Origin of the sequence: Streptomyces sp. WM6386 (genome assembly GCF_000972385.1) — a bacterium.
In the GTDB taxonomy this organism is placed as follows: Bacteria; Actinomycetota; Actinomycetes; order Streptomycetales; family Streptomycetaceae; genus Streptomyces.
Genome location: NZ_JXTE01000039.1, coordinates 56,804 through 83,513, shown reverse-complemented (window position 1 = coordinate 83,513; position 26,710 = coordinate 56,804). Strand labels below are relative to the sequence as shown.

26 protein-coding genes are annotated in these 26,710 nt (G+C 70.9%); 13 read left to right on the top strand and 13 right to left on the bottom strand.

Annotated elements, in window-relative coordinates:
* Window positions 1-110: 110 nt before the first annotated feature.
* Window positions 111-1,778, bottom strand: coding sequence for a fumarate hydratase (locus TN53_RS23840; protein ID WP_046260657.1), 1,668 nt, complete (start codon window positions 1,776-1,778; stop codon window positions 111-113).
* Window positions 1,779-1,950: 172 nt separating this feature from the next.
* Between TN53_RS23840 and TN53_RS23835 the strand changes: the two genes are divergently transcribed.
* Complete coding sequence (locus TN53_RS23835) at window positions 1,951-2,634, top strand: DUF1707 SHOCT-like domain-containing protein (protein ID WP_046260656.1); 684 nt, start codon at window positions 1,951-1,953, stop codon at window positions 2,632-2,634.
* 163 nt (window positions 2,635-2,797) lie between these two features.
* Entirely contained in the window at window positions 2,798-3,172 is a 375-nt protein-coding gene (locus TN53_RS23830; RefSeq protein ID WP_095046695.1) for a WhiB family transcriptional regulator, read from the top strand.
* A 120-nt stretch (window positions 3,173-3,292) separates the two neighbouring features.
* Here TN53_RS23830 and glpX read toward each other — a convergent pair whose 3' ends face one another.
* Window positions 3,293-4,327: a class II fructose-bisphosphatase gene (gene glpX, locus TN53_RS23825; protein WP_046260654.1), complete on the bottom strand. Its 1,035-nt coding sequence runs from the start codon at window positions 4,325-4,327 to the stop codon at window positions 3,293-3,295.
* A 127-nt stretch (window positions 4,328-4,454) separates the two neighbouring features.
* Between glpX and TN53_RS23820 the strand changes: the two genes are divergently transcribed.
* Entirely contained in the window at window positions 4,455-4,979 is a 525-nt protein-coding gene (locus TN53_RS23820; protein ID WP_046260653.1) for a DUF4245 domain-containing protein, read from the top strand.
* An 87-nt stretch (window positions 4,980-5,066) separates the two neighbouring features.
* Here the strand turns inward: TN53_RS23820 and TN53_RS23815 are convergent, their stop codons facing one another.
* The 4 genes from TN53_RS23815 to TN53_RS23800 form a co-directional block, all read right to left on the bottom strand.
* Complete coding sequence (locus TN53_RS23815) at window positions 5,067-5,657, bottom strand: malonic semialdehyde reductase (RefSeq protein WP_046260652.1); 591 nt, start codon at window positions 5,655-5,657, stop codon at window positions 5,067-5,069.
* 134 nt (window positions 5,658-5,791) lie between these two features.
* Window positions 5,792-6,025, bottom strand: coding sequence for an exodeoxyribonuclease VII small subunit (locus tag TN53_RS23810; protein ID WP_046260651.1), 234 nt, complete (start codon window positions 6,023-6,025; stop codon window positions 5,792-5,794).
* 9 nt (window positions 6,026-6,034) lie between these two features.
* Entirely contained in the window at window positions 6,035-7,243 is a 1,209-nt protein-coding gene (gene xseA / locus TN53_RS23805; protein ID WP_046260650.1) for an exodeoxyribonuclease VII large subunit, read from the bottom strand.
* Between the two features lie 48 nt (window positions 7,244-7,291).
* Window positions 7,292-8,662, bottom strand: a complete 1,371-nt coding sequence (locus TN53_RS23800; RefSeq protein WP_046260649.1) for an APC family permease — start codon at window positions 8,660-8,662, stop codon at window positions 7,292-7,294.
* 116 nt (window positions 8,663-8,778) lie between these two features.
* Between TN53_RS23800 and TN53_RS23795 the strand changes: the two genes are divergently transcribed.
* Both TN53_RS23795 and ppgK read left to right on the top strand, forming a co-directional pair.
* Entirely contained in the window at window positions 8,779-9,789 is a 1,011-nt protein-coding gene (locus TN53_RS23795; protein WP_095046694.1) for a 4-hydroxy-3-methylbut-2-enyl diphosphate reductase, read from the top strand.
* Between the two features lie 29 nt (window positions 9,790-9,818).
* Window positions 9,819-10,562, top strand: coding sequence for a polyphosphate--glucose phosphotransferase (ppgK, locus tag TN53_RS23790; protein WP_046260647.1), 744 nt, complete (start codon window positions 9,819-9,821; stop codon window positions 10,560-10,562).
* Between the two features lies 1 nt (window position 10,563).
* Here ppgK and TN53_RS23785 read toward each other — a convergent pair whose 3' ends face one another.
* Window positions 10,564-11,094 carry a DUF6542 domain-containing protein gene (locus tag TN53_RS23785; protein ID WP_095046693.1) on the bottom strand — a complete coding sequence of 177 codons (531 nt, stop codon included), beginning with the start codon at window positions 11,092-11,094 and terminating at the stop codon, window positions 10,564-10,566.
* 168 nt (window positions 11,095-11,262) lie between these two features.
* Between TN53_RS23785 and ychF the strand changes: the two genes are divergently transcribed.
* Complete coding sequence (gene ychF, locus TN53_RS23780; RefSeq protein ID WP_046260645.1) at window positions 11,263-12,351, top strand: redox-regulated ATPase YchF; 1,089 nt, start codon at window positions 11,263-11,265, stop codon at window positions 12,349-12,351.
* 64 nt (window positions 12,352-12,415) lie between these two features.
* Here ychF and TN53_RS23775 read toward each other — a convergent pair whose 3' ends face one another.
* From TN53_RS23775 to TN53_RS23765, 3 genes are all read right to left on the bottom strand, one after another.
* Window positions 12,416-12,997 carry a Uma2 family endonuclease gene (locus TN53_RS23775; RefSeq protein WP_046260644.1) on the bottom strand — a complete coding sequence of 194 codons (582 nt, stop codon included), beginning with the start codon at window positions 12,995-12,997 and terminating at the stop codon, window positions 12,416-12,418.
* 85 nt (window positions 12,998-13,082) lie between these two features.
* Window positions 13,083-13,991 (bottom strand): squalene/phytoene synthase family protein, encoded by a 909-nt coding sequence (locus TN53_RS23770; RefSeq protein WP_046260643.1) that lies wholly within the window; start codon window positions 13,989-13,991, stop codon window positions 13,083-13,085.
* Window positions 13,992-14,036: 45 nt separating this feature from the next.
* Window positions 14,037-14,942, bottom strand: a complete 906-nt coding sequence (locus TN53_RS23765; RefSeq protein ID WP_046260642.1) for a LysR family transcriptional regulator — start codon at window positions 14,940-14,942, stop codon at window positions 14,037-14,039.
* A gap of 82 nt (window positions 14,943-15,024) precedes the next feature.
* On the opposite strand from TN53_RS23765, the gene TN53_RS23760 reads away from it, so the two are divergent.
* Window positions 15,025-15,855 (top strand): oxidoreductase, encoded by an 831-nt coding sequence (locus TN53_RS23760; RefSeq protein WP_046260661.1) that lies wholly within the window; start codon window positions 15,025-15,027, stop codon window positions 15,853-15,855.
* Between the two features lie 250 nt (window positions 15,856-16,105).
* On the opposite strand, the gene TN53_RS23755 is transcribed toward TN53_RS23760, so the two are convergent.
* Both TN53_RS23755 and TN53_RS23750 read right to left on the bottom strand, forming a co-directional pair.
* On the bottom strand, window positions 16,106-17,212 hold the full coding sequence (locus TN53_RS23755) for a pyridoxal-phosphate dependent enzyme (RefSeq protein WP_046260641.1): 1,107 nt from the start codon (window positions 17,210-17,212) through the stop codon (window positions 16,106-16,108).
* Between the two features lie 51 nt (window positions 17,213-17,263).
* Window positions 17,264-18,442 (bottom strand): serpin family protein, encoded by a 1,179-nt coding sequence (locus TN53_RS23750; protein ID WP_046260640.1) that lies wholly within the window; start codon window positions 18,440-18,442, stop codon window positions 17,264-17,266.
* A gap of 90 nt (window positions 18,443-18,532) precedes the next feature.
* On the opposite strand from TN53_RS23750, the gene TN53_RS23745 reads away from it, so the two are divergent.
* The 6 genes from TN53_RS23745 (at window position 18,533) to TN53_RS23720 (ending at window position 25,082) form a co-directional block, all read left to right on the top strand.
* Complete coding sequence (locus TN53_RS23745; RefSeq protein ID WP_095046692.1) at window positions 18,533-19,687, top strand: DUF4190 domain-containing protein; 1,155 nt, start codon at window positions 18,533-18,535, stop codon at window positions 19,685-19,687.
* Between the two features lie 147 nt (window positions 19,688-19,834).
* The gene (locus TN53_RS23740; RefSeq protein ID WP_046260638.1) at window positions 19,835-20,587 is read left to right on the top strand and encodes a GntR family transcriptional regulator; all 753 of its coding nucleotides are present in this window, start codon (window positions 19,835-19,837) and stop codon (window positions 20,585-20,587) included.
* Between the two features lie 309 nt (window positions 20,588-20,896).
* A complete protein-coding gene (locus TN53_RS23735; protein WP_046260637.1) occupies window positions 20,897-21,091 on the top strand; it encodes an SPOR domain-containing protein in 195 nt (64 codons plus the stop codon).
* A gap of 30 nt (window positions 21,092-21,121) precedes the next feature.
* Window positions 21,122-21,517: a (deoxy)nucleoside triphosphate pyrophosphohydrolase gene (locus tag TN53_RS23730; protein WP_046260636.1), complete on the top strand. Its 396-nt coding sequence runs from the start codon at window positions 21,122-21,124 to the stop codon at window positions 21,515-21,517.
* Between the two features lie 191 nt (window positions 21,518-21,708).
* A complete protein-coding gene (locus tag TN53_RS23725) occupies window positions 21,709-22,146 on the top strand; it encodes an ATP-binding protein (protein ID WP_420719121.1) in 438 nt (145 codons plus the stop codon).
* Between the two features lie 260 nt (window positions 22,147-22,406).
* The gene (locus tag TN53_RS23720) at window positions 22,407-25,082 is read left to right on the top strand and encodes a SpoIIE family protein phosphatase (RefSeq protein ID WP_046260634.1); all 2,676 of its coding nucleotides are present in this window, start codon (window positions 22,407-22,409) and stop codon (window positions 25,080-25,082) included.
* On the opposite strand, the gene TN53_RS23715 is transcribed toward TN53_RS23720, so the two are convergent.
* Entirely contained in the window at window positions 25,069-26,613 is a 1,545-nt protein-coding gene (locus TN53_RS23715; RefSeq protein ID WP_234441685.1) for a hypothetical protein, read from the bottom strand. The two genes, TN53_RS23720 and TN53_RS23715, sit on opposite strands and share 14 nt — an antisense overlap.
* Window positions 26,614-26,710: the final 97 nt, after the last annotated feature.

Below are 26,710 nucleotides of genomic sequence, written 5' to 3'. Positions count from 1 at the left end.
GTCCAGGGGGCGGAGCCCCCTGGGGGCGGGGTCGAAGGGGCGGCAGCCCCTGGAGGATGGGACGGGTAGGGGCGGCGGGGGCGAAAAACAGTCCGGCCGCCCCGAGGGAGCTACGCCAGCCCAGGCCCACGGACCGGGATCGACGTGAACGTCGGCGCCGGAGCCGGATCTTGGAAGAAGTCGTTGCCCTTGTCGTCGACGACGATGAACGCCGGGAAGTCCTCGACCTCGATCTTCCAGACCGCCTCCATGCCGAGCTCCTCGTACTCGACGACCTCGACCTTCTTGATGCAGTCCTGCGCGAGACGGGCGGCGGGGCCACCGATCGAGCCAAGGTAGAAGCCGCCGTGGGTGTCACAGGCTTTCGTGACCTGGGCGGACCGGTTGCCCTTCGCCAGCATCACCTTGGAACCGCCGGCCGCCTGGAACTGCTCGACGTAGGAGTCCATACGGCCGGCCGTCGTCGGACCGAAGGAGCCGGAGGCGTAGCCCTCGGGGGTCTTGGCCGGACCGGCGTAGTACACCGGGTGGTCCTTCAGGTACTGCGGCATCTCCTCGCCCGCGTCGAGCCGTTCCTTGATCTTGGCGTGGGCGATGTCGCGGGCCACGACCAGGGGACCGGAGAGCGACAGGCGGGTCTTCACCGGGTACTTCGTCAGCTCGGCGAGGATCGAGTCCATCGGCTGGTTCAGGTCGATGCGCACGACGTCACCGGCCTCGTCGAGGTGCTCGTCCGTCGTCTCCGGCAGGAACCGCGCCGGGTCCCTCTCCAGCTGCTCCAGGAAGACACCCTCGGCCGTGATCTTGGCCACCGCCTGGCGGTCCGCCGAGCAGGAGACGGCGATGGCGACCGGGCAGGACGCGCCGTGCCGCGGAAGCCGCACCACACGCACGTCGTGGCAGAAGTACTTGCCACCGAACTGCGCCCCGATCCCGATCTTCTGCGTCAGCTCGAAGACCTTCTCCTCCAGCTCCTTGTCCCGGAAACCGTGGCCCAGCTCCGAGCCCTCGGCCGGGATCTCGTCGAGGTAGTGCGCGGAGGCGTACTTCGCGGTCTTCAGCGCGTACTCGGCCGACGTACCGCCCACCACGATCGCCAGGTGGTACGGCGGGCAGGCGGCCGTACCGAGCGAACGGATCTTCTCCTCCAGGAACTTCATCATGGAGGCCTCGTTCAGGACGGCCTTCGTCTCCTGGTAGAGGAAGGACTTGTTGGCCGAGCCGCCGCCCTTGGCCATGAAGAGGAACTTGTAGGCGCCACCGTCGGCGGCGTACAGCTCGATCTGCGCGGGCAGGTTGGAGCCGGTGTTCTTCTCGTCCCACATGGTCAGCGGGGCCATCTGCGAGTAGCGCAGGTTGAGGTTCAGGTACGCGTCGTAGATGCCCTTCGACAGCGCCGACTCGTCACCGCCCTCGGTCAGGACGTTCTGCCCGCGCTTGCCCATGACGATCGCCGTACCGGTGTCCTGGCACATCGGAAGGACACCCGCCGCCGCGATGTTCGCGTTCTTCAGCAGGTCGAGGGCGACGAACTTGTCGTTGCCCGACGCCTCGGGGTCGTCGATGATGCGCCGCAGCTGCGCCAGGTGCGCGGGGCGCAGGTAGTGCTGGATGTCGTGGATGGCCTCTTCGGCGAGCTTGCGCAGCGCCTCCGGCTCGACCTTGAGGAACGTGCGCCCGTCGGCCTCGAAGGTGGAGACACCCTCGGAGGTCACCAGCCGGTAGGGGGTGGTGTCCTCTCCCATGGGGAGCAGATCGGTGTACGCGAACTCAGGCATCTCAGCCCATTCCTCACTCGGCAGACGGCGACCCGCCTCCATTGGCGAGCCTCACCAGGGTAGAACCTGCCCAGGGCCGGAAGTTTGTGAGGTAAGGCTCAGTTGGTTGTCCACAGGGCCGGTTGTCCACAGGGCCTAGTCGCGATCTATCGCGTTTGGGTACGCTGCTGCCGTGGACCTTGAGAAGCAGACTTCGCCCGCTGCCACCACCGACCTTCGCGCCTCCGACGCCGACCGCGACCGCATCGCCGACATCCTGCGCGAGGCCCTGGCCGAGGGCCGGCTCAGCGCGGACGAGCACGCCGAGCGGGTCGAGGGCGCACTGGCGGCCAAGACGGTCGGCGAACTGGACGCCTTCATCCAGGACCTGCCCGCTGCCCATCAGCGGCGCACGACGCCGTCCGTCGCCCCCAACCGCCCCACCGCCGGCGCCATCCCGATCGAGCCCGACGAGAACGTGGTGGCGGTGTTCAGCAGCGCCGTCCGCAAGGGCCGCTGGCGCGCGGGCCGCCGTATCCACGCGTACGCGATCTTCGGCACCGTCGACATAGACCTCAGTGAGGCCCTCTTCGAGTACCAGCAGGTCGTGATCAAGGCGATCTCGGTCTTCGGCAATGTCGAGGTCCGGGTCCCGGAGAACGTGTCGCTGCGAGGTACCGGCGGCGGTGTCCTGGGCAACTTCGAGGTGCACACCCTGGATTCGGACGACCCCGAGGCACCCGTGGTCTACGTCGACGGGTGGGCCGTGCTCGGCAACATCGAGGGGAGGCCCCGGCGGGGCAAGCTCGTCGCGGACATCCTCGATCGGGTGCAGCACAAGGTCGACAGGAGTTTGCGCAAGCATCTGGATCGTTGACGGTTGTGAATCGGACCGCGTGCGAAACGATCGGTTCCACTCACACCCCAGCACGGGACCACCCGGAATCCAGCGGTTCGGAACTCAGTGCATAGGCACGCGCACAGCGGGTAGGCCTTGCTGCATCGTCGCTCGCTCGCGAAGCCGTCGTCAGGAGTAGACCGTGCTGCAACCGCCGCATTCGTCCCTGCAGGTAGCTGCCGTTCCGGCTCAGCGGGTGCCAGTGCGAGACAGGGACCAAGACGCGCCTTGGCACACCGAGGCGGTGTGCCGGCGCGACGAGGCCGGCCTGTTCTTCGCCCCCTCGAAGGAACCCACCGCCGCCCGGCTCTCCCGCGAGGAGGCCGCGAAGCGGGTCTGCGCCCGCTGCCCGGTCATGGTCGAGTGCCGCGAACACGCACTCCTGCAACCCGAGCCCTACGGCGTCTGGGGCGGCCTCACCGCGGCGGAACGCCGTGTGGTCCTGGCCCGCCGCAGGCGCCGCGACATGGAACTGAAGAAGGCGGCAGGAGCCTCCCGCATAGCGCAGGCGGGCTGACAGCCGCAGGACATGTAAAGGGGCGCCCCCACCGCACCGGGGGCGCCCTTTACTTTTCCACCAGGGGGAGCTGAAGCACTCACAGCCGTCAGCGCACCACGCCCCCCGGGCTGTCAGGCGCTACTTGGCGCGATCGAAGTCAATCGCGCTGTAAGCCCGCAGCTTGCTCAACCGGTGCTCGGAGTCGATCCTCCGCACCGTCCCCGACTTCGACCGCATCACGATCGAGTCGGTCGTCGCGGTCTCCGACCGGTACCGCACACCCCGCAGCAATTCGCCGTCGGTGATCCCGGTCGCGACGAAGAACACGTTCTCGCCCGACACCAGGTCGTCGGTGGTCAGCACCCGGTCCAGATCGTGCCCCGCGTCGATCGCCCGCTGCCGCTCCTCCGCGTCCTTGGGCCACAGCTTGCCCTGGATGGTGCCGCCGAGACACTTCACGGCGCAGGCGGAGATGATCCCCTCCGGTGTACCGCCGATGCCCAGCAGCATGTCGACGCCGGTGCCTTCGCGCAGCGCGTAGATGGAGCCCGCCACGTCACCGTCGGAGATCAGCTTGATGCGCGCACCCGCCTCCCGGATCTCCTTGATGATCCCCTCGTGCCGGGGCCGGTCGAGGATGACGACGGTCACGTCCTCCGGGGTGGACCGCTTCGCCTTCGCCACCCGCCGGATGTTCACGGACACGGGCGCGTTGATGTCGACGAAGTCCGCGGCATCGGGGCCGGTGACCAGCTTGTCCATGTAGAACACGGCGGACGGGTCGAACATGGACCCGCGGTCCGCGGCCGCCAGTACGGAGATCGCGTTCGGCATGCCCTTGGCGGCCAGGGTGGTGCCGTCGATCGGGTCGACGGCGATGTCGCACTCGGGCCCGGTCCCGTCGCCGACGCGCTCCCCGTTGAAGAGCATCGGGGCCTCGTCCTTCTCGCCCTCGCCGATGACGACCACGCCGTTCATCGACACGGTGGAGACGAGGGTCCGCATGGCGCGCACCGCGACACCGTCGGCGCCGTTCTTGTCGCCGCGTCCGACCCAGCGGCCCGCGGCCATGGCCGCGGCTTCGGTCACCCGGACGAGTTCCAGGGCGAGGTTGCGGTCGGGGGCCTCGGAGGGTACTTCGAGCTCGGAAGGCAGATGATGATGCTCGGTCATCGGAGCGCACCTTTCTGATACGACGACGGCCGGATGAGGGTGATGGCGTCGACTCTATCGTTAGGCAGACAAAATGAGCAGGGGACCCCACGGATGAGCGGACCAGGGCACCTGCGACGATAGGTCCGTGGCAGGTTCGAACGGCAAGCAGAAGACGGTCCGGGACATGGTTCTCTCCCTGGGCCTGATCAGTCTCATGGCGGGGGTCGTCTACCTCTTCATCCCGCATGACGACTCTCCGCAGGAGGTCAAGCGGGTCGACTACCGCGTCGAGCTGCTCACGGCCCGGCGCGCGGCGCCCTATCCCGTGCTGGCGCCCGTGGGTCTGCCCGACACCTGGAAGGCCACCTCCGTCCGGTTCGACGGCGCGGACTCCGACGCCTGGCACCTGGGTTTCCACACCCCCGGCGACGGCTACGTCCAGATCGAGCAGTCGACCCATGAGCCGGCCGCCGAGTTCATCGACGAGGCCAGCCAGGGCGGCGAGGAGTCGGACACCACCGAGGAGATCGGCGGCCGGACCTGGACGCGCTACACCGGCGGTCGCTACGACGCGCTTGTCCACCAGGCCGACGGCGCGACGACCGTGGTGGCGGGCGCGGGGTCGCACGCCCAGCTGGCGCAGATGGCGAAGGCCCTCAAGTCGGAGTGAGCGCCCGGACGCGCGAGGCATCCGGAACATCCGGACACAGTAGAAGGGCCCCCGAAGCCGGGGGCCCTTCTACTGTGTCCGGGTCGCTCAGACCGTGGTGACGACCTCGTCGTAGGCGAGGCGCGGGGAGCGCGGGTGGGAGGCGTCCTCGCCCGGCTTGCCGATGTTGACGACCATCAGCGGGGTGTGGTCGCCGTCGAGGAACTCCTTGCGGACGCCCTCGAAGTCGACGCCGGTCATCGGACCGGCGGCGAGACCGGCGGCGCGGACACCGATGATGAAGTACGCGGCCTGGAGGGCGGCGTTCATGCCGGCGGCGGCCTCACGGGCCGGGCGCTCGCTGAAGAACACGTCCTTGGCCTGGGGGAAGGCCGGGAAGAGGGTCGGCAGCTCCTCGTGGAACTCGTTGTCCGCGGAGAGGATCGCGACCAGCGGGGCGGTGGCCGTCTTGGGCTGGTTGCCCTCGGCCATGTGCCGCACCAGACGCTCACGGGCCTCGGGGGAGCGGACCAGGGTGATGCGCAGCGGGGTCTGGTTGAAGGCGGTCGGGCCGAACTTGACCAGGTCGTAGATCGCCTGCACCTGCTCGTCGGTCACCGGCTCGCCGGTGAAGGTGTTCGCCGTGTGGGCCTCGCGGAACAGCAGGTCCTGGGCGGTGGGGTCAAGGACGAGAGACATGCGTGAACCTTCTCGGGGACGTACGTCGGATCCGGGTTCCGGATCGGCTGACACAGCTGACTGTACGCGACACAGGTTGAAGCTTCAACAAAAACCGGAGCGTGGTGACCCGCTTCACAGATCGCCGAAGTCTGTTACTCGGAGTCGGCCTCTTCCGCCGCCGCTTCTCCCTCGGCGAGGGCCGCGTCCAGCCGCGCCCGCGCCCCGTCCAGCCACCGCCGGCACACCTTGGCCAGCTCCTCGCCCCGCTCCCAGAGCGCGAGGGACTCCTCCAGCGTCGTACCGCCGGCCTCAAGGCGTCGTACGACGTCGATCAGCTCGTCCCGCGCCTGCTCGTACCCGAGCGCCTCATCCACCTTGCTGGTCATGCGCCCACCCTAAGCATCGACTCGGACACTGAACTCACCCTCGGAAACCCGCGCCCGCAGCACCTCGTCACCGGTGACCTCCTCCGGGTCCCGCACGACATGCCCGTCGGCCCTCTGCAGCACCGCGTACCCCCGCTTCAGCGTCGCGGCGGGGGAGAGCGCCACCACGCGTGCGTGCGTGTGCGTGAGTTCGGAGTCGGCGCGGTCGAGCAGATGGCCGAGGGTGCGCCGCGACCGCTCCACGAGCGAGGCCACGTGATCGGCGCGCTCGTCGATCATCCGGTGCGGATCCTCTATCGACGGCCGGGCGAGCGCATGGGCGAGCCCGCGCTCCTCGCGCTCGATGAACCCCTCGACGCACCGCCGCGCCCGGTCCCGCAGCATCCGCACGCGCTCGTACTCCTCGCCCACATCCGGTACGACCTTCTTGGCGGCGTCGGTCGGGGTGGAGGCGCGCAGGTCGGCGACATGGTCGAGGAGCGGGTTGTCCGGCTCGTGCCCGATGGCGGAGACGACGGGTGTACGACAGGCGGCGACGGTACGCACCAACTGCTCGTCGGAGAAGGGCAGCAGATCCTCCACGCTGCCCCCGCCCCGGGCCACGATGATCACGTCGACGTCGTCGTTCTCGTCGAGCTCCTTGACCGCCTGCACCACCTGCGGCACCGCGTGCACGCCCTGCACGGCGACGTTGCGCACCTCGAAGCGGACGGCGGGCCAGCGGTGCCGGGCGTTCTCCAGAACGTCCCGCTCGGCGGCGGACGCCCGCCCGCACACCAGCCCGACGAGCTGCGGCAGGAAGGGCAGCGGCTTCTTCCGCTCGGCCGCGAACAGCCCCTCGGCGGCGAGCGACTTCTTCAACTGCTCCAGCCGCGCGAGCAGTTCCCCGACCCCCACGGGCCTTATCTCGGCGGCCCGCAACGACAGCTGCCCCCGCGGCGCGTACCACTCCGGTTTGGCGAGCACGACGACCCGCGCACCCTCGCTCACCACATCGGCGACGTCGTCGAACACCTGCCGAAAACAGGTCACGCTCACCGAGATGTCGTACGACGGGTCACGCAACGTCAGAAACACGACCCCGGCACCGGGCCGCCGGGACAGCTGAGTGATCTGCCCCTCCACCCAGACGGCACCGAGCCGGTCGATCCATCCCCCGATCAGCCGGGAGACCTCACCGACGGGCAGCGGCGTTTCCGCGGACGTGTTGAGAGCCATGCGCCGAGCGTAGTGGCCGGTTGTGACAATGCGGCCCACGCCCGCCGGTCACTGCGCGACCTCCGCCCGCCCCCGCTGCCCCAGCAGGACCGCGAGTCCGATCACGAACCACACCGTCCCCACCACCTGTGCCGCCGCCGACGCCTCCACGATCACCGCGACCGTGATCACCGCCCCCACCACCGGCACCAGCACATGCCGCCACCAGCTCACCTCCCCACCCCGCCGCCGTACCGCGAACCACCCGACCACGCTCGCGTGCAGCAGCGTGAAGGCCGTGAGCGCGCCGATGTCGACGACCGACACCAGATGGTCCATCCCGTCGTCCCGCCGGGCCGCCCACACCGCCGCCACCAGCGTGATGACGGCCGCGCACAGCAGCGCCACGCGCGGCACCCCGGAGTCCGTCTTCGACAGCACCCGCGGCAACCGCCGGTCCCGCCCCATCGCGAACAACAGCCGCCCCGCGGCCGCCTGCCCGGCCAGCGCCGCGAACGCCGCCCCGATCGCCTTGCTCACCGCCACCAGATCGTGCAGCCAGCTCCCGACGGACACGTCCACGGCGTCGTAGAAGGCGGACCCCTGCTTCTCCGGCCGGGCCGCCAGATCCGCGGACGACATCGGCTCCAGCAGCGCCACCAGATACGTCTGCGCCACGAACAGCACACCCGCCAGCGCCAGACAGAACAGCACAGCCCGCGCCACCTTCGCCGACCCACCGGTGACCTCCTCGGCGAAGGACGCGATCGCGTCGAAGCCGAGATACGACAGCACCGCGATCGACACCGCCCCGAGCACCGCCGACAGCGCGAACGCCCCCTGCGAGCCGTCCCCCGACAGCGGCGACAGCCATCCCCGCTCGGCACCGTCGCGCGCGAGGACGACGGTCGCGGAGACCATGAACACCAGCAGGACCACGATCTCCATCGCCAGCACCAGGAAGCCGACCCGGGCCGCGGCCCGTACGCCCCACAGGTTCAGCAGCGTCGTCACGACCACCGCCACCGCCGTCCACACCCACCGGGAGACCTCCGGGACCAGCGCGTTCATCGCGATACCGGAGAAGAGATACGCGACCGCCGGGATGAGCAAGTAGTCCAGCATCGCCATCCAGCCCGCGATGAACCCGGCCTCCTTCCCGAGCGCCACGCGCGCGTAGGCGTACACCGAGCCCGCGCGCGGGACCACCCTCACCATCTGCGCGTAGCTGAACGCGGTGAACGCCATCGCGACCGTGGCGACGACATAGACCAGCGCCACCGCCCCGTGCGACTTGGCGTCGAGCGTGCCGAACACGCCGACGGGCGCCATGGGGGCGATGAAAAGCAGCCCGTAGACGACCAGATCCCGGAATCCGAGGCTGCGCCGCAGGTCATGGCCAGGATCGGCGGTACGGGTCGTCGTCTGGGTCTCGGACATCGATGCCTCCGCCGGTGCTTCATCTGTCGACTGCCGTCGCCGGTTCCCCGCCCTTCACACTTCCCGGCCAGTCTCGCCAACAACGCGATCTTCGACCCGTCGGGCGCGGCCTTACGATGGGACGCATGACTGCTTCGCCTGGCCGCCGTGTCCTGCTCGCCGCCCCCCGGGGCTACTGCGCGGGTGTGGACCGCGCCGTGATCGCCGTCGAGAAAGCCCTGGAGCAGTACGGCGCTCCGGTGTACGTCCGGCACGAGATCGTCCACAACAAGTACGTCGTGCAGACCCTGGAGAAGAAGGGCGCCATCTTCGTCGAGCGGACGGAGGAGGTTCCCGAGGGGAACATCGTCATGTTCTCCGCGCACGGCGTCGCGCCCGTCGTCCACGAGGAGGCCGCGCGCGGGAAGCTCGCCACCATCGACGCGACCTGCCCGCTGGTCACCAAGGTCCACAAGGAAGCCGTCCGCTTCGCCAAGGAGGACTACGACATCCTCCTGATCGGGCACGAGGGCCACGAGGAGGTCATCGGCACCTCCGGCGAGGCCCCCGACCACATCACCCTGGTCGACGGCCCCGAGGACGTCGCCAAGGTCGAGGTGCGCGACCCGTCCAAGGTCGTCTGGCTCTCCCAGACCACGCTCTCCGTCGACGAGACCATGGAGACGGTCGACGCTCTCAAGAACAAGTTCCCGGGCCTGATCTCGCCGCCCAGCGACGACATCTGCTACGCCACGCAGAACCGCCAGGTCGCGGTGAAGAAGCTGGCCGACGACGCCCAGCTGGTCATCGTCGTCGGCTCCAAGAACTCCTCCAACTCGATCCGCATGGTCGAGGTCGCCCTGGACGCCGGCGCCCCCGCCGCCCACCTGGTCGACTTCGCCGACGAGATCGACGAGGCCTGGCTGGAGGGCGTCACCACGGTCGGCCTGACCTCCGGCGCCTCGGTCCCGGACGTCCTGGTCGAGGGCGTCCTGGAGTGGCTGGCCGAGCGCGGCTACGGCGACGTCGAGACCGTGAAGACGGCCGAGGAGTCCATCACCTTCTCGTTGCCCAAGGAACTCCGCCGCGATCTGCGCGAGGAGGCCGCGGCGCTGGTCGCGGAGCGTACGGGCGCCTCGAAGGAGTGACTGTCGGTCGCCCGTCGTAACGTAGGGCCATGCAGATCTTCGGTGTGGACATCGGCGGATCCGGGATCAAGGGCGCCCCGGTGGACCTGGCCAGAGGCGACCTTGCCCAGGAGCGCTGCAAGGTGCTCACCCCGCACCCGGCGACGCCGGACGCGGTGGCGGACGGTGTGAAGGAGGTCATCGACCACTTCGGCTGGTCGGGGCCGGTCGGGCTGACCTTCCCGGGCGTGGTCACCGGCGGGGCCACGATCCGTACGGCGGCCAATGTCGACAAGGGCTGGATCGACACGGACGCGCGCGCGTTGTTCAGCGAGCGGCTCGGCGGCCTGCCGGTGACGGTGGTCAACGACGCGGACGCGGCGGGCGTCGCCGAGATGGAGTTCGGCGCCGGTCACGGCCGCCGGGGCACCGTCTTCCTGCTGACCTTCGGCACCGGCATCGGCAGCGCCCTGTTCATCGACGGCGTCCTGGTCCCCAACACCGAACTGGGCCACCTGGAGCTGCACGGCCACGACGCGGAGAAGCGCGCCTCCAGCAAGGCCAAGGAGGACGGCGAGCTGACGTGGGAGCAGTGGGCGCACCGCGTCCAGAAGTACCTCGCCCATGTCGAGATGCTCTTCTCGCCCGAGCTGTTCATCGTCGGCGGCGGCGTCAGCCGCAAGTCCCAGAAATTCCTGCACTACATCGAGGGCATCAAGGCGGAGATCGTCCCGGCACAGCTGCAGAACAACGCGGGGATCGTGGGGGCGGCGATGCGGGCGGCGAAGGAGTAGCTCACGAGAGCCGGCGGTTCGCCTGCCGCCGGCGGTTCATCAGCCGGATCTTCCGTACGGTCACGATCAGACCGGCGAGGAGTGTCCCGCCGTACAGCCATCCGGCCTCGGTGGCCAGGGCCGTCACGAGGCCCATCAGCCGGGCGCCGAACCCGTCCCCTTCCTGGGCGAGGGGGACGAGCCCCGCGGCGAAGGCGATCGGCACCACGATGGGAGCGGTGACCAGGTCGCCCCGCCGCACCCAGACGGCCGTCAGCACGCACACCGGCAGGAACAGCACGCCGTACACCGTCAGTGACCCGAACGTCAGTGCGTCAAGGCAGCCGAGCACCAGCATCACCGCGATGCAGAACAGACCACCGCCGAGCCCGGTGAGCCGGGGGTTGGGGAAGCGTCGCACCGCCTGCACGACCGGGGGAGCGGGCCGTCGTACGGCCGCCGGACGGCGCCCGCCGCGGGCCGCCTGCGGGGGCAGGGAAGGCGTCTCGCGTCGTGCTCGGATGTGCGGGGGTCGCGTCCTGTGTTGCTCCACCGGACCAACTTAGGACGGTTTATATGCAGAATCGCCCCTCAGACACGCCGAGGGATCGACCTTGGCCAAGTGTTCGACGCCTCGAAGGGGGCGGGGCCCGGTACGCCGTAGACTGGTGGATCGGCCCCAGCCCTCAGTCCTCTCCTCTCACGTACGGGAAGTCGCAACGTGTCGCTCACGATCGGAATCGTCGGTCTGCCGAATGTCGGCAAGTCGACCCTGTTCAACGCCCTGACCAAGAACGACGTGCTCGCGGCCAACTACCCGTTCGCCACGATCGAGCCGAACGTCGGTGTCGTGGGCGTCCCGGACGCGCGTCTGACGAAGCTGGCCGAAATCTTCTCCTCGCAGCGGATCCTCCCGGCGACCGTCGACTTCGTCGACATCGCGGGCATCGTGAAGGGCGCCTCCGAGGGTGAGGGCCTGGGCAACAAGTTCCTCGCCAACATCCGCGAGTCCGACGCGATCTGCCAGGTCATCCGCGCCTTCCAGGACGAGAACGTCGTACACGTCGACGGCAAGGTCTCGCCGAAGGACGACATCGAGACGATCAACACCGAGCTGATCCTCGCCGACCTCCAGACCATCGAGAAGGTCCTGCCGCGCCTCCAGCGGGAGTCGCGCATCAAGAAGGACATCGGGCCGAAGGTCGCGGCGGTCGAGGCGGCGAAGGAGATCCTCGAGAAGGGCGACACCCTGTTCTCCGCGGGCATCGTCCAGGGCTCCGGCAACGAGGAACTCCTCCACGACCTGCACCTCCTCACCACCAAGCCCTTCCTCTACGTCTTCAACGTCGACGAGGACGAACTGGTCGACGAGGACTTCAAGACCGAGCAGCGCGCCCTGGTCGCCCCCGCGGAGGCGATCTTCCTCAACGCGAAGCTGGAGGCGGACCTCGCCGAGCTCGACGATGAGGAAGCGATGGAGCTTCTGGAGTCGGTCGGAGTCGAGGAGCCCGGCATGGCCACCCTGGCCCGCGTCGGCTTCGACACCCTGGGCCTGCAGACCTATCTGACGGCCGGCCCCAAGGAATCCCGCGCCTGGACCATCAAGAAGGGCGCCACCGCCCCCGAGGCCGCCGGAGTCATCCACACCGACTTCCAGAAGGGCTTCATCAAGGCGGAGGTCATCTCCTTCGCCGACCTCGTCGAGACCGGTTCGGTCGCCGAGGCCCGCGCCAAGGGCAAGGCGCGCATGGAGGGCAAGGAGTACGTCATGCAGGACGGGGACGTCGTGGAGTTCCGCTTCAACGTCTGATCAGCCGTGACGGAGGGGGCCGGGCTCCGGTGAGCCCGGCCCCCTCCGCGTTCCCGTACGACTCCTAGTTCCCGCTGGGCGGGGTGAGCTTGTCCAGATCCAGGCTGATCTCGAAAGGCACCGGGCGCTCCAGGGTGCCCCGGAAGATACCGCCGGGCGCATAGCGGCCGGTCGGTTCGTCGAGTTCGTAGACGTGGACGACGGGTGCCCCGTCCTCGTCCTCGACGCACCAGTAGTGCGGGATGCCGGCCTCCGCGTACTTGCGGAGCTTGACCGTGCGGTCGCGGTGGGCGGACTCGGGGGAGACGACCTCGATGACGAGCCGTACCTCGTCCGGTGTGAACCAGGTGCGGTCTCCGTCGTACGTGGCTGTCGTCAACAGCAGATCCGGCTCGGGCCGGTTTCGCGCGTCCAGCTTTATGGTCATCTCGCGGCCGACTCTGACATCGGCGGGCGCCTGCTCCATGAGAGCGACGGTGAGCATGGTGACGAGGTGGCCGTGCCACCACCGCTGGGGCGACATCAGGAAGACGAGAGCTCCGTCGATCAGCTCGGTATGGCGGGGTGCCTCGGGGAGGCGGTCCAGGTCCTCCGCGAACCAGCCTTCCGCGCGCGGCGGGCGCATCCAGTCGGGCAGTGCGGTCATGGCTCAACCGTAGCGACTCGACGGGGGCCGGGCCACGAGATCGTCAACGGGGGCGACCGCCTTCACATCGTCGGGAGCTTCCCGGTCAGGACGTCGTTCGGCGTAGCTTGCGGGCGTTGCGCAGTACTCGCAGTGTGCCCGGCAGCGGCGGGCTCGCGGAGCCGTGCAGCAGCCCCGTTCCGCGGGCCGCCGCCGCGTCCGCGGTCAGGAGTTCGATCTCGATCACCGCGCTCAGCAGTGCACGGCCCTGTGGCGCGGCGAGGGCCGGTAGTTCGCGTGCCGCCTTCAGGGCGGTGCGGGCGGCGTCGATCTGGTCGTTCACCAGATCGTGCAGGCCCGGTGACGCATGGCCCGCCGCCAGGTCCTCCGCCGTGAGCGAGTAGCGCCGCAGGGTCTCGTCCGGGATGCCGAGGCGGCCTTCCGGGAGGTCCTCGGCGAGGTCGTTGACGAAGTCGAGGCGCTGGCTGCCCTCGATGAGGGTCCGGGACAGTGCCCGGTACCGTCCGTCGTCGGTCTGCGGCCCCAGCAAGGTGCCGACCAGCATGTAGGCGGGCAGCGAGTACGCGTCCACATAGGCCTGGAAGTCGGCCTCCGTCGTGAAGCCGGTGAACTCCAACTCGGCTGTGGCGGTGGCCAGATACTCCGCCATCGCCTCCCTGAGCCGCGGATACGCGGTCACGGTGTGCAGGAACGCGCGGATCGGCGGATCGTCGGCCACGCCCTTCTCCAGCGCCTCGCGCATCCGCTGCTCCCAGGACGCCCACGCCGCCACCCGCCGGGGCTTCGGGCCGGTGTCCAGGAGGTCGTCCCCGTGGTGCATCACTGCCGTCGCGGCCACCACGTGCGGCAGCATCGGCCGCGGCAGCAGCACCCGGGCCGCGAGATACGAACTGCGCCGCTCGCGTGCCACCAGCCGCCGCTGGGCGTCGTAGTCGCTCCGCAGCTCCGGCTCCCGGATCCCCGCCGCGTCCAGGGCCCTCTTCCACGCGCTCATGCGGTGATCGTAGACAGCCCGGTGCGCCGCGAAGCAGCCGCCCTGTCAGGCTCCCGCGACCGACCGGCACGCCTCCGCGTACGCCCGCACCAGCGGTCTGCGGTCCCCCTCCCGCCAGGCGAGGGCATACCGGCTCGGGCTCACCCCGCGCACCGCCCGCGTCACCACCCCGCCCAGCGTGATCAGCGGAGCGTTTCCCTCGGCGACCAGGCAGATGCCGAGGCCGGCGACCAGGGCCTCGTACGTCTCCTCCGTGCCGGCGATCTCCGCGCCGATGCGGGCCGGGCGGCCGGCGCGTTCGTCGAGGGCGAGCCAGTGGTCGCGCAGGGGGCCCGCGCTCTCGGGGAGGGCGAGGAACGGTTCGCCGGCGAGGTCGGCGAAGTCGAGTTCCGGGCGGGACGCCAGCGGGTGGGTCTCCGGGAGGGCGATCAGGCGGGGTTCCTCGGCGACCACCGTCCACGCGTAGCGGTCGGCGTCCGGCAGGGGCAGCCACACGAAGGCGACGTCCGCGTCCCCGTCCGCCAGGCCCGCGGTGGGGTCCTCCCAACTCACCTGGCGCACACGCAGTGCCGCGTCCGGATGGGCCGCGGTGAAACGGGACCGGATCGCCGGCAGCAGTCCGCCACGGCCCGGGCTGGTGCTCATCCCCACGACCAGTGTGCTGCGCTGGGCCGAGCGGGCCGCCGCCACCGCCGCCGCGCCCTCCGCCCAGTCGGCCAGCACCCGCCGGGCGTGCGGCAGCAGCGCCTCCCCCGCCCCGGTGAGCGTCACGCCGTGCCGATCGCGGCGGAACAGCTCGACGCCCAACTGCCGCTCCAGAGCCCGTACCTGCTTGCTCAGGGCGGGCTGGGACACATACAGCCGTTCGGCCGCGCGGGTGAAGTGCAGGTCCTCGGCCACCGCGAGGAAGTAGCGCAGATCCCTCAGGTGCACGTCCGTTGTCATAGCCATCGGTTATCACCGTGGGTCTTGGACGGGCAACGGACTTTCGCAGCAGGCTGGTAGACGAACCACTCGAATGAAGGGGATCGAGATGAACAAGGTCTGGCTGATCACGGGAGCGAGCAGCGGATTCGGACGGGAGATCGCGCAGGCGGCCCTCGGCGACGGCGACGTCGTCGTCGGCGCCGTCCGTCGGCCCGAGGCGCTGGACGACCTCGTGGCCGCCCACCCCGACCAGGTGGAGGCGCTGCGCCTGGACGTCGCCGACACGGCGGCCGCCGAGGCGGCGGTACGGGACGTGGTGGCGCGGCACGGGCGGATCGACGTCCTGGTCAACAACGCGGGCCGCACCCATGTCGGCGCCTTCGAGGAGACCGGGGAGGACGAGCTGCGCGCGCTGTTCGACGTGCACGTCTTCGGGCCCGCGGCGCTCGTGCGGGCGGTGCTGCCCTCGATGCGGGAGCGGCGCTCCGGGGCGATCGTGCAGATGAGCAGCATGGGCGGGCAGATGTCCTTCGCGGGCTTCGGCGCCTACAGCGGGACGAAGTTCGCCCTGGAAGGCATGTCCGAGGCGCTCGCGGACGAGGTCGAGGAGTTCGGCATCAAGGTGCTGATCGTGGAGCCGGGCGCCTTCCGGACCTCGCTGTTCGAGGCGGACCGGGCCGGCGCGAGCGCGGACAGCGGGGTGTACGCCAAGGTCAGCGGCACCCGTGGGTTCGTCGCCGGCGGCGACGGCTCCCAGCCCGGCGACCCGGCCAAGGCGGCGGCGGTGATCCTGGCCGCCCTCCAGGCAGAGCACACGCCCCTGCGCCTCCCGCTCGGCGACGACGGCGTCACCGCGGTCCTGGGCCACCTCGACCAGGTCCGCGAGGACGTCACGGCGTGGGAGAAGACCACCCGGACGACCGGTTTCGACGACTGACCGCCCGAACGACCCCTGAGATCCCGTCCACCCGAGCCACCGTGAACGGGGTCTGCGGCACCCCCGGCCCGAACGGGGGCCCGCCCTTGTCGAACTGGCTGAGCGGGCCGGGTGAAGTCCACTGCGGTTCGGCAGCGCCCGAAGGGGCGCGGGGCTGTGTCAATGTGCGGCTGCCGCCGCGTGGGCGCGACCAGCCACGACGGCGCCGCAGACGAACAACATCCGCTCCACCGCACTTCCAGCGGAGCGCTTACGCCTCCGCCAGCCCCGACTTCATGCCCGCCCCGCACAGCGGCACCACCCCGCTCCGCTCCCCGAGCACCCCCTCCCGCACGGCCGCCCAGCACGCCACTCCCGTCGACTCCACGAACAGCCCCATCGACGCCAGGTCCCGCTGGGCGTGCCGGATCTGATCCTCGGTCACCGTCACGAAGGTGCCCCCGGACTCCCGCACCGCCCGCAGGATCTGCCGTGCCCGGGGCGGCCGGGGGATCGCGATGCCCTCGGCGAGAGTCGGCGCCGCCGCAGTCGTGCCGACGAGGTCCTGCGCCCCCTCCTGCCAGGCATGGGCGAGCGGAGCCACCGCCGCCGCCTGGACCGCGTACAGGGCGGGCCGGCGGTCGATCAGCCCGGCGCCGTGCAGCTCGGCGACGGCCAGGGCGGCGCCCAGCAGCAGCGTGCCGTTGCCGACGGGAAGGACGAGGACGTCCGGGAGGCGGCCGCCGAGGTCCTCCCAGAGTTCATGGACGTAGGTCTTCGTGCCGTGCAGGAAGTACGGGTTGAAGACATGGGAGGCGTAGAAGGTGCCTGCCGAGTCCGCCGCCTCCCGGGCCGCCGCCGCGGCCGCCTCACGGTCACCGGCGACCACCTCCAGGCGGGCCCCGTGCGCCCCGATCTGCTCCAGCTTCTTCGCCGACGTGCCCTCGGGGACGTACACCGTGCAGGGCAGCCGCGCCCGGGCGCAGTACGCGGCGACGGCCGTGCCCGCGTTGCCGCTGCTGTCCGCGACCACCCGGCGCGGCTCCAGGCGCAGCGCCAGTTCGGCGAGCAGCACCGCGCCGCGGTCCTTGAAGGACAGCGTCGGCATCAGGAAGTCCAGCTTGGCCGAGACGCCGTCGCGCAGGGGGACCAGCGGGGTGCGGCCCTCGCCGAGGGAGACCGAGGGGGTCGCGAGGGGGAGTGTCTCGGCGTACCGCCACAGGGAGTTCGCCCGTCCGGACAGGGACTTGAGCGACGCCGGGGTGGGGTGGAAGTCGAGGTCGAGAGGGCCGCGGCAGACCGGGCAGCACCAGACGAGCGAACCGCCGGGGACGCGGGTGCCGTCGACGGGGCAGTAACAGTCCGGCAGTGGGGTCATGTACGCAGCGTAGATCGGCGCTGCGGTTCTGGTACGTCAACGGTCCGTCGGCTACAGGTCGTCCTCGCGGTGGGGCCCCGGGTCGGTGACCCAGCCCGCCGCGAGGACGAGCCGTGTCTCCCGGTGCACGGCGAGGAATCCGAAGGGCCGGTCGAAGTCGGCGCAGCCCCGCTTGGACTCGTGCTTCGGCTCGGGTTCCCAGCCCATCCAGTCCATGACGTACGCGGTCACGGCCGCCGCCCGGAACCCCTGTGCGCCGAACGTCGCCGTCGCCGACTGCCGTCCCTCCGCGAGGGCGAGCGGCGCCGGGCTGATGCCGGGGAAGTGGCCGGGGGCGCGGTCGGACGCCGTGGTCAGACCGAACAATCCGGGGTGCGCCAGCAGGTCGTGATCCGCGGCGAGCGTGAACTCGACGGTGCTGAGCGTGAGGCTCGGCGGCTCGGGCCGCTCGGTGCGGACCGTCCCGATCCTGAGCCCGGGCCCGACCGCGCCGAGCGGCAGACGGCTCCCGGGCACGGCCGGCACCGCGCCCGCCAGGATGTCCACCCCGGTGCCGAGCACCTGCCCGGGTGTCAGCTCCTCGTCCCCGAGCAGCAGATGCACATCGACGCCGTCGGTCCCCCGCACCCGCGCCTCGGTCACCGCCCCGACCGCCGTCCGCGCCACCGCCACGCCGTCCAGGTCCGAGTCGGTGCGGCTGAGCCCCGCCCGGTCCTGGCCGCACCACGGCACGAGATCACCCTGGAACGGCACCTCCCAGTCGGTCCGCAACGTCAGCGCGGTCGCGAGCACCAGCGAGGAGTCCGGCCCCAGCGTCACCGGCATCCGCCCGATCGCCCCGCCGGTGCGCTTGGCGGCCCAGGCGTCCAGGGCCTCCTGATCGGCGTCGAGGTCGCCGGTGAGCACGCCGTGCGCCGCGGCCGGCAGCCCCGCCTCCCACTCCTCCCGGAGCTCCACGAACCGCTTGGTCCACAGCCCGAGCGCCGAGTCCAGCCCCCGCATCCCCCCCGTGGCGGCCAGCAACTCCCGCGCCGCGCCCGCCGCTTCCTCCGCGGGCATCCCCACGGCCTCCGCGAGCTCACCCCGCGCCGCACCGCCCGCCCCGTCCGCCAGGAACGCCAGCAGCGGCCACACGCCCGCGGCCGAGAAGACCGTCCCGCCCTCCGAGGCTCCCGCCCACCGCGCGGTCAGGTCGTTGACCGCCCGGATCGTCGCATTCGTGACCGCCATTCCGCCCCCGCTCACCCCGCGCTTACCATGCGCCAAGTCGCACGTGAGTTCTCCCGAGAACCCCCAGCCCGAACCAGGAGCACGGTACCCGTGTCCATACCCCCGCCCCCCGGCCCCCCCCAGCCCCAAGGGCCGTACCCGCAGGGCCCCTACGCCCCGCCCGGTCCCTGGGGCTACGGCTACGGCGGATACGCGCAGCCAGTGCCCGTCAACGGCCTCGCCATCGCCGCCCTGGTCCTCGGCATCCTCTGCTTCCTGCCGGCCGTCGGGCTGGTCCTGGGGCTCATCGCGCTGAGCCAGATCAGGAAGAAGGGCGAGCGCGGCAAGGGCATGGCGATCGCGGGTTCCGTGCTGTCCTCGGTGGGCCTCGTCCTGTGGACCGTGTCGCTCACCACCGGCGCCGCCGCCGACTTCTGGGGCGGCTTCAAGGACGCCGCGAGCGGCGAGGGCAGCGCCTACTCGCTCAAGAAGGGCGACTGCTTCGACTCGGGCACCGGCGCCCTGACGGGCGAGACCTACGACGTCGACGAGGTGCCCTGCGCTCAGTCGCACCACGGCGAGGTGTTCGCCGTCGTCAAGCTCCCCGGCGGCGACTTCCCGGGCGACGGCGCGATCGAGGACACCGCCGACGACAAGTGCTACGCCCTCCAGGAGACGTACGCCATGGACGCCTGGGCCGTACCTCAGGACGTGGACGTCTACTACCTGGTGCCGTCCGAGGACAGCTGGGCCTTCGGGGACCGCGAGATCACCTGTCTGTTCGGCAACGTCGACGAGGACAAGAGCCTGACCGGCTCGCTGCGCAACGACGAGACGAACCTCGACGCCGACCAGCTGGCCTTCCTGAAGGCGGCCAACGCCCTGGACACGGTGCTCTACGAGGAGCCCGAGGACTACGCCGAGGACGACCTCCCGGCGAACACGCAGTGGGCGGCCGACGTCGACACGGCGCTCGGCGAGCAGTCCGAGGCGCTGGGCGGCCGCTCCTGGTCCGCCGAGGCCGCGCGGCCCGTCGCCGACTTCGTGAAGGACATGAAGGACGCCCGCAAGGAGTGGGCGAAGGCGGCGGACGCGGGCGACGTCGACACGTACTACGAGCACTACGACGCCGGCTACGACTTCATCGACGGCAAGACCACCGTCACCGCCCGCGAAGCTCTGGGCCTGGCCACCACGGTGCCGTCGTACGACGAGGACGACGACAGCGGGAGCGGCGGCGGGGGCGCCGGGGAACTCGATGTGTGATCACCGGTATAGCGGGGAGAAAGTGCCTGCGTAAAGCCCGACGCGGGCACATGTCACTACATCGAGTGATTCTCTGGCCTTTGCTTGCGTGGCGGAACCCACAGTTGCCACGCTGTTGCTGTCTGTACAACCTGATGGGAGCGGCCAGTGACATTCGGTGAGCAGCCGGCGTATCTGCGCGTCGCGGGCGATCTTCGCAAGAAGATCGCCGACGGTTCGCTGCCACCGCACGCCCGGCTGCCCTCCCAGGCCAGAATCCGCGAGGAGTACGGCGTCTCGGACACCGTCGCCCTGGAGGCGCGCAAGGTGCTGATGGCCGAGGGGCTGGTCGAGGGCCGCTCCGGCTCCGGGACGTATGTGCGTGAGCGCCCGGTGCCCCGTCGGGTGGCTCGCTCCGGCTTCCGCCCGGACGGCGGGGCCACGCCCTTCCGGCAGGAGCAGGCCGACGGCGAGACGCGCGGCACCTGGGAGTCCCGCAGCGCGCAGGCCGAGGCGAGCGTCGCCGTGGCCGAGCGGCTCGGCATCCGGCCGGGCGACCGCGTGATGTGCACCAAGTACGTCTACCGGGACAACGGCGAGCCGATGATGCTCTCCACCTCCTGGGAGCCCCTCGCCGTCACCGGCCGCACCCCCGTGATGCTGCCCGAGGAGGGCCCGCTGGGCGGCATGGGCGTCGTCGAGCGCATGGCCGCCATCGATGTGATCGTGGACAACGTCACCGAGGAGGTCGGCGCCCGCCCCGGTCTCGCCGAGGAACTCCTCGCGCTGGGCGGCGTCCCCGGCCACGTCGTCGTGGTCGTCCACCGCACGTTCTACGCCTCCGGTCGCCCCGTGGAGACGGCCGACGTGGTCATCCCGGCGGACCGATACCAGGTCGCCTACCACCTTCCGGTGAAGTAGCGCACGCCACCACGGCAGTTGCCACCAGTACCCGTCCAACCGGGCCCCATGCGAGCGGCGTTGGAATCTGGCCGTTCTCGCAGGTGACCCCCGGCGTGCGCACACCGCTCTGACCGGATGCATTCATGCGGGTGCACGGCGCGTTCGGCGCCGCACGCCCCCTGCGTTCTGGCTGGTTGCGTACCTCTTTGTGAGAATCCGTGTTCGCTGCGTAAAGGTTAGGCGTAGGCTCGGGCATATGCGGAGTGCGGTTTCCTTAGCGGGCGGGGTACGGCGAGAACCGCGAGCGGGAAGGGACGGTGGGGCGCGATGAACGACGGCACGATCACTCTTCCCTGGCTCGTCATACGGCAGGACGACAACGGCAATCGCTACCGCGTGGGCCGCTACGCCACCCGGGCCGAGGCGCAGAAGATCGCGGACAGCCTCGACAGCCGCGGCCACAAGCAGCTGTACTGGGTCGAACGCATCGGCCAGAACGGCAGCAACGCGACGGCGAACTGACCGATCGACGCCTCCCGTAGGCTCCGGTCCATGACCGAACGGACCGTGGTGGTCGGAGCCGCCCTCCTCGACACCGGCCGCCTCCTGGCCGCCCGCCGCAGCGCACCCCCCGAACTGGCCGGCCGCTGGGAACTACCGGGCGGCAAGGTCGAACCCGGTGAGACGCCCGAGGCGGCCCTGGAGCGCGAGCTACGGGAGGAGTTGGGCGTAGAGATCGAGGTGGGGGACCGGGTCCCGGGCCGGTGGCCGTTGAAGCCGCCCTACGTCCTCCAGGTCTGGACGGCTCACCTGCTCTCCGGCTCACCGGACCCCAAGCCCCTGCAGGACCACGACGAACTGCGCTGGCTGATGAGGGAAGAGCTCTGGGACGTCCCTTGGCTGGACCAGGACGTGGAGGCGGTCCGAAAAATCGAGGCTCTGCTCTAGGTGCCTCAGGGGCGCGGGGCTGTGACATTGGCGGCTCCGCCGCGGGGCGCGACAAGCCACAACGCACCCGCAGACGCACGACGACAGACACCCCCTACCCCATAGGCGCCCCCAGCTACGCCGTTCGCACCACAACGCGCCCTCCCACGCGGTACCACGCCCCGGATATCGGGTATGTGCCCATTAACCCCATGAAACCGGACATGGGCGTGGCCCGGGAAGTGATCGGCGTGATCGACACCGAAGGCGACTGCGCCGAGTGGACCTTTCCCGCGGACCCCGGCGCCGTACGCGCCGCCCGCGCCGCCGTCCGCGGCCGACTGCGCGACTGGAACCTCGACAGCGTCGCCGACATCACGACGCTGCTGGTCAGCGAGCTGGTGACCAATGCGCTGCGACATGCCACCGGCCCCATCGGCGTCCGTCTCGTCCGCCCCACCGGCCTCGGTGACGTCCTGCTGGTCGAGGTCTCCGACCCGCTCCCGGACCCGCCGCGGGAGCGGGTCGCCGATCCCGAGGACGAGGGCGGCCGGGGTCTGCAACTGGTCGCCCACTCCTCGCGCCGCTGGGGCACCAGACCAGGTGAGGCGGGCAAGACGGTGTGGTTCGAGCTCGCGGTCCCGGGATGAACCGGGGTGTCCGGGCTGTACGACCCCGCCCGCCCTGTCCAGCGACTGGTTCAGGCCACTGACGGTTGCCGGAGTACGTGATTCGACAGTGTGTTGGCTGGTTAGAAGACTGGAAGTGTTGTCGCGGTGCGGTCCAAAAAACGCTGGGACCGTGCTGTGATCGTGAACACCGTGTTGTGCGGCGCCGTAGTGCTGGATACTGCGGGCAGCCGCTGCCGGTGACCGGTGCCGGACGCGGTGAGCTGGAGGGGACGGTTCGCGTGAGCGAGATACCAGCGAAGGCCACGGAGTCCGAGGACCCGTCGGACGGCGCGAGGTCGGAGGCCGCGGGTGACACCGTGGCCGACGTGACGCGTGGTGCCATGGGCGGAACAGGCCTGGAATCCACCGGTGAACCCGGCGGAGGCGCCGGCGCCCCCCTGGGTGGCGCGATGTGGCAGAGCAGCCCGCCCGGCTCCATCTACGACTACATCAAGGTCGCGTCCTTCTCCATCGGCCCCGACGGCCTCGTGGACCAGTGGAGTCTGCGCGCCGAGCAGCTCTTCGGGATTCCCGCCGACCGGGCCGTCGGCATGGACCCCATCGAGGCGTTCATAGACGCCGACCAGCGCGAGGTCGGTCAGCGCAAGATGGCCGAGATCCTCGACGGCCGCGAGTGGACCGGGGTGGTCCCCTTCCGGGTGCCGGAGTCGGCCGACCAGGAGGCGGGCGAGGAGGGGCTGGCAGAGGTCTATGTCATGCCGACGCAGACCGCGGAGGGTGAGCGGGCCGCCGTCTGTATCGTCGTGGACGTCCGCACCCTGCGTCGGATCGAGACCGACCTTGCCGCCTCGCAGTCGATTTTCGGTCAATCTCCGTTCGGCTTTCTGCTGATCGACCCCGATCTGCGGGTCCGGCGCGCCAACCATCGCTTCGCCTCCCTCTTCGGCGGTACCCCGGACGACCACCGTGGCAAGGGTGTCGGCGACTATCTGCCCCGCCCCGAGGCCGAGCGGGTGGCGGCCACCCTGCGCCGCGTCCTGGAGACCGGCGAATCCATCACGGACATGCATGTCACCGGCTTCCTGCCCGGCTCCGACGAGCGCCGCCACTGGTCGGTCAACCTCTACCGCGTGCGCAGCGGCTCCGGCCGCCCCATCGGCATCGCCTGGCTCGCGACCGACATCACGGCCCGCCGTGCGGCAGCCCGGGAAGCGGCCGCGGCGCGGCGCAATCTCGCCCTTCTGAACGAGGCCGGCGCCCGGATAGGCAACTCCCTCGACCTGGAGACCACGGCCCGCGAACTCCTGGACGTCGTCGTCCCCGGCTTCTGCGACCTGGCCACGGTCGACCTCTACCAAGGCCTCCTGGCGGGCGACGAGACCCCGCCGGGACTCGCCGACGGCAGCGCGGAACTCCGCCGCGTCGCCTTTGCCAGCGCCGTCTCCGACGCCCCCTTCATCAGCTCGGGCCCGCCCGTCTCGGTCGGCGCCGTCCACCACTTCCCCTTCAACTCGCCCTGCGCGGACGCCCTGCGCACCGCCCGCCCGCTGTTCATCCCGCCCGAGGAGGGCGGCCTGGTGCAGTCCACGCTCGCCGTGCCGATGGTCGCCCACGACACCGTCGTAGGACTGGCGCAGTTCGCCCGCACGAAGGGCAGCGAGCCGTTCGGGGACCGGGACCGGGAGCTGGCGGTGGAGCTGGCGGCGCGGGCGGCGGTCTGTATCGACAACGCGCGGCTGTACCGGCGTGAGCACGAGCGGGCGTTGATACTGCAGCGGTCGCTGCTGCCCCCGGGCGACCCGGTCGCCTCCGGCCTCGACATCGCCTGTCGCTATCTGCCGGGCAACTCCTCCTCCGACCGGCCCAGCGAGGTCGGCGGCGACTGGTTCGACGTCATCGAACTGCCCGGTCACCGTACGGCGTTGGTGGTCGGCGACGTGATGGGCCGCGGGCTGCGGGCGGCGGTGGCGATGGGCGAACTGCGCTCCGCCGTACGGACGCTGGCGTTGCTGGACCTCGAACCGGCCGAAGTGCTGAGCGCGTTGGACGAGATCGCGCGCGGTCTCGGTGCGCCGGGCGGTGTCCAGCAGGCCACCCGCGCGGCCCGCCGGCCCCGTGAGGCGGACCTGTCCGAGGTGTACCTGGCGACCTGCGTCTACGCGGTCTACGACTCCGTGACCCGCCGCTGCACCTTCGCCAACGCGGGTCATCTGCCGCCGGTCCTCGTGGAGCCCGGAGAGGCGGCCCTCATGCTCGACGTGCCGCCGGGCATGCCGCTCGGCGTCGGGGGTGAGCCCTTCGAGGAGGTGGAGGTCGATCTCCCCGAAGGCGCGCTGTTGGCGCTCTACACGGATGGACTGGTCGAAAGCCGCGATCACCCCCTCGACGAGGGGCTCCAGGCCTTCGTGGGGGCGCTGACGGATCCCACCCTGCCGCTGGAGGATGTCTGCGACCACGTCCTCAACACCCTCGACAGCCACCACGGCGAGGACGACATCGCCCTGCTGATGGCACGTGTCCAGGGCCTGCCCGAGGACTCCGTGGGCGACTGGACGCTGCCGCGGGAGCCGCGGAGTGTGGGGCGGGCGCGGGAGTACGCCCGTGCGCGGTTGCTGGCCTGGGATCTGGAGCCGCTGGTCGACACGACGGAGCTGCTGGTCAGTGAGCTGGTGACGAACGCTCTGCGGTACGGCGAGGGTGAGATCAGGTTGCGGTTGTTGCTGGACCAAACCCTGGTGTGCGAGGTGTGGGACTCCGGGTTGGTGCAGCCGCGGCGGCGGCGGGCGCGTGACACGGACGAAGGCGGGCGAGGGTTGCAGCTGGTCGGGCTGCTGAGTGCGGCGTGGGGATCACGCCGGACGCCTCGGGGCAAGACGGTGTGGTTCGAGCTGCCGTTGCCGGACGGGGAGACGGGGCTGGCGGACCCCGCGGAGGCCTTGCTCAGCTTGTTCTGAGTTCGCCTACCGGGCCGCGCGCCCGCGTCCGTGGGCCGCCGAAGGCCGTGGGGGTCTCGGCGTCCAGCAGGATGCCGCCCAGGATCGCCCCCGCCACCCCGCTCTCGTGCTCCGTCGCCGGATTGCCGTGTACCCGCACGTCCTGCTCGGCCAGGTCGCGGGCCTCCCCGGCGTACTCGGCCGCGGCCGTCGGGTCCTCGGTGAGCAGTCGGCCCGCCTCCGCCAGCCGGGTGCGGGCCGTCGCGCCCACCGCGCCCCGGTGGGTCGCGACGACATCGTCCGCGGCGGATATCGCGGTACGGCCGACCAGCAGGGCGGCCGCTCCCAGCACCCCGGCCGTCGGCTCCGTCGTCAGCGGGCCGGCCGACCGCACGATCCGGCGCAGGGCGCCGAGGGGGTCGTACGGCCCGGTGGTCCGTTCGTCCCGTACGAGGGCCAGGGCGCCGTCGGCACGCAGGATCCGGGCCCGCAGCTCGCCGGCGGGCACGTCGGCCAGCCCTTCCCGTGCCCTCGCGAGTTCCGCTTCCGCGCCGGTCAGTGCCGCCGGTACCAGGGCCTCGGCGTTCGTCAGTGCCGCGGCGAGCCGTTCGATGCCGTCCAGGAAGACGGTGGCCTGGGCGATCGCGCCCTCGGCGGCGCAGAGGTGCAGGGCGGCCCTCTCGGTCTCCGCGCGGTCGGCGCACTGGCGGGACTGGTTGAGGCGGAGGGTGGCGAACACCAGGCGGTCCTTGGCCTGTTCGGTGTGGCCGGTGACGGGGGCGGTGGCCGAGGGGGCGTACCGCTCGTGCCAGTCGGCGAGGAGCGCCTCGACGGTCCCGGTGCGCCCGGCCAGCGCCCGGAAGCGGCCCTCGGCGACCTCCAGGGCCTCGCCCAGGCCCTTCTCCAGCGCCCGCAACCGGTCGAACCCGGCCGCCTCCGCGTCCAGCCGCCGCCCGGCCTCCTCGCACCGTCCGACGACCCCGGCGAGGGCGTGCCGCCGGGCCGCGGGCTCCTCCGGTACACCGTCGTCGTACTGCTGCCGCATCCGGAAGGCGGCCCTCAGCTCGCCCTCCGCGTCCCGCAGGGCCGCCGTGAAGGGCGCCACGGCACTCTTCCCGAACCGTGCCTCGACGAAGCCGAGTTCCGCACGGCTGGTGCGGATGCAGTCGTCGGCCATGACGAGCGACGCCTGTGCCTGTGCGTCGAGTTCACCGGCGGACGGTGTCCATGGGGCGACGAGGGTGCCGCCGGGAGTGGTGCGGGTCCGGGCCCGCCGCGTGCGCCGTACGTAGGTGTATCCCGCGACCGCACCCGCGGCGCCCGCCACGAGGAGGGGGAGGACGAGGTCGGCGGCCGAGGACTCGTCCTCCTGGGCCTGAACCTGCTGCGCGGCCCCCGCCCGGGCCCCCGCAACCGAGGCACCGTCGTCGAACGCCATCCCCGGCAACACCAGCCACACCACTCCGGCCAGCCCGCCCAGCAGGGTGTGCGCCACCCGCACGGATATGTGCGAGGTCGCGCGCCGCGGCCGGCCCCGGAACAAGGATGACATCACATTTCGGAGCGTATGAGCAGGAATGCGGCGGCGCGACCGGGGTGGGGCAGGGGTGGGGTGCCGTGAGAAAAACGGCGGCGGTCCGTCCCGCACG

Bases quoted from the DNA above. Each gene is read 5' to 3' on its own strand.
- TN53_RS23755 (WP_046260641.1), bottom strand. From the start codon at position 17,212: ATGACCCCACTGCCGGACTGTTACTGCCCCGTCGACGGCACCCGCGTC.
- TN53_RS23840 (WP_046260657.1), bottom strand. From the start codon at position 1,778: ATGCCTGAGTTCGCGTACACCGATCTGCTCCCCATGGGAGAGGACACC.
- TN53_RS23715 (WP_234441685.1), bottom strand. From the start codon at position 26,613: ATGTCATCCTTGTTCCGGGGCCGGCCGCGGCGCGCGACCTCGCACATA.
- TN53_RS23730 (WP_046260636.1), top strand. From the start codon at position 21,122: ATGACCGAACGGACCGTGGTGGTCGGAGCCGCCCTCCTCGACACCGGC.
- xseA (WP_046260650.1), bottom strand. From the start codon at position 7,243: ATGGCTCTCAACACGTCCGCGGAAACGCCGCTGCCCGTCGGTGAGGTC.
- TN53_RS23725 (WP_420719121.1), top strand. From the start codon at position 21,709: ATGAAACCGGACATGGGCGTGGCCCGGGAAGTGATCGGCGTGATCGAC.
- ppgK (WP_046260647.1), top strand. From the start codon at position 9,819: ATGCAGATCTTCGGTGTGGACATCGGCGGATCCGGGATCAAGGGCGCC.
- glpX (WP_046260654.1), bottom strand. From the start codon at position 4,327: ATGACCGAGCATCATCATCTGCCTTCCGAGCTCGAAGTACCCTCCGAG.
- TN53_RS23810 (WP_046260651.1), bottom strand. From the start codon at position 6,025: ATGACCAGCAAGGTGGATGAGGCGCTCGGGTACGAGCAGGCGCGGGAC.
- TN53_RS23775 (WP_046260644.1), bottom strand. From the start codon at position 12,997: ATGACCGCACTGCCCGACTGGATGCGCCCGCCGCGCGCGGAAGGCTGG.
- TN53_RS23760 (WP_046260661.1), top strand. From the start codon at position 15,025: ATGAACAAGGTCTGGCTGATCACGGGAGCGAGCAGCGGATTCGGACGG.
- TN53_RS23735 (WP_046260637.1), top strand. From the start codon at position 20,897: ATGAACGACGGCACGATCACTCTTCCCTGGCTCGTCATACGGCAGGAC.
- TN53_RS23770 (WP_046260643.1), bottom strand. From the start codon at position 13,991: ATGAGCGCGTGGAAGAGGGCCCTGGACGCGGCGGGGATCCGGGAGCCG.
- TN53_RS23795 (WP_095046694.1), top strand. From the start codon at position 8,779: ATGGGACGCATGACTGCTTCGCCTGGCCGCCGTGTCCTGCTCGCCGCC.
- TN53_RS23750 (WP_046260640.1), bottom strand. From the start codon at position 18,442: ATGGCGGTCACGAATGCGACGATCCGGGCGGTCAACGACCTGACCGCG.
- TN53_RS23765 (WP_046260642.1), bottom strand. From the start codon at position 14,942: ATGGCTATGACAACGGACGTGCACCTGAGGGATCTGCGCTACTTCCTC.
- TN53_RS23815 (WP_046260652.1), bottom strand. From the start codon at position 5,657: ATGTCTCTCGTCCTTGACCCCACCGCCCAGGACCTGCTGTTCCGCGAG.
- TN53_RS23800 (WP_046260649.1), bottom strand. From the start codon at position 8,662: ATGTCCGAGACCCAGACGACGACCCGTACCGCCGATCCTGGCCATGAC.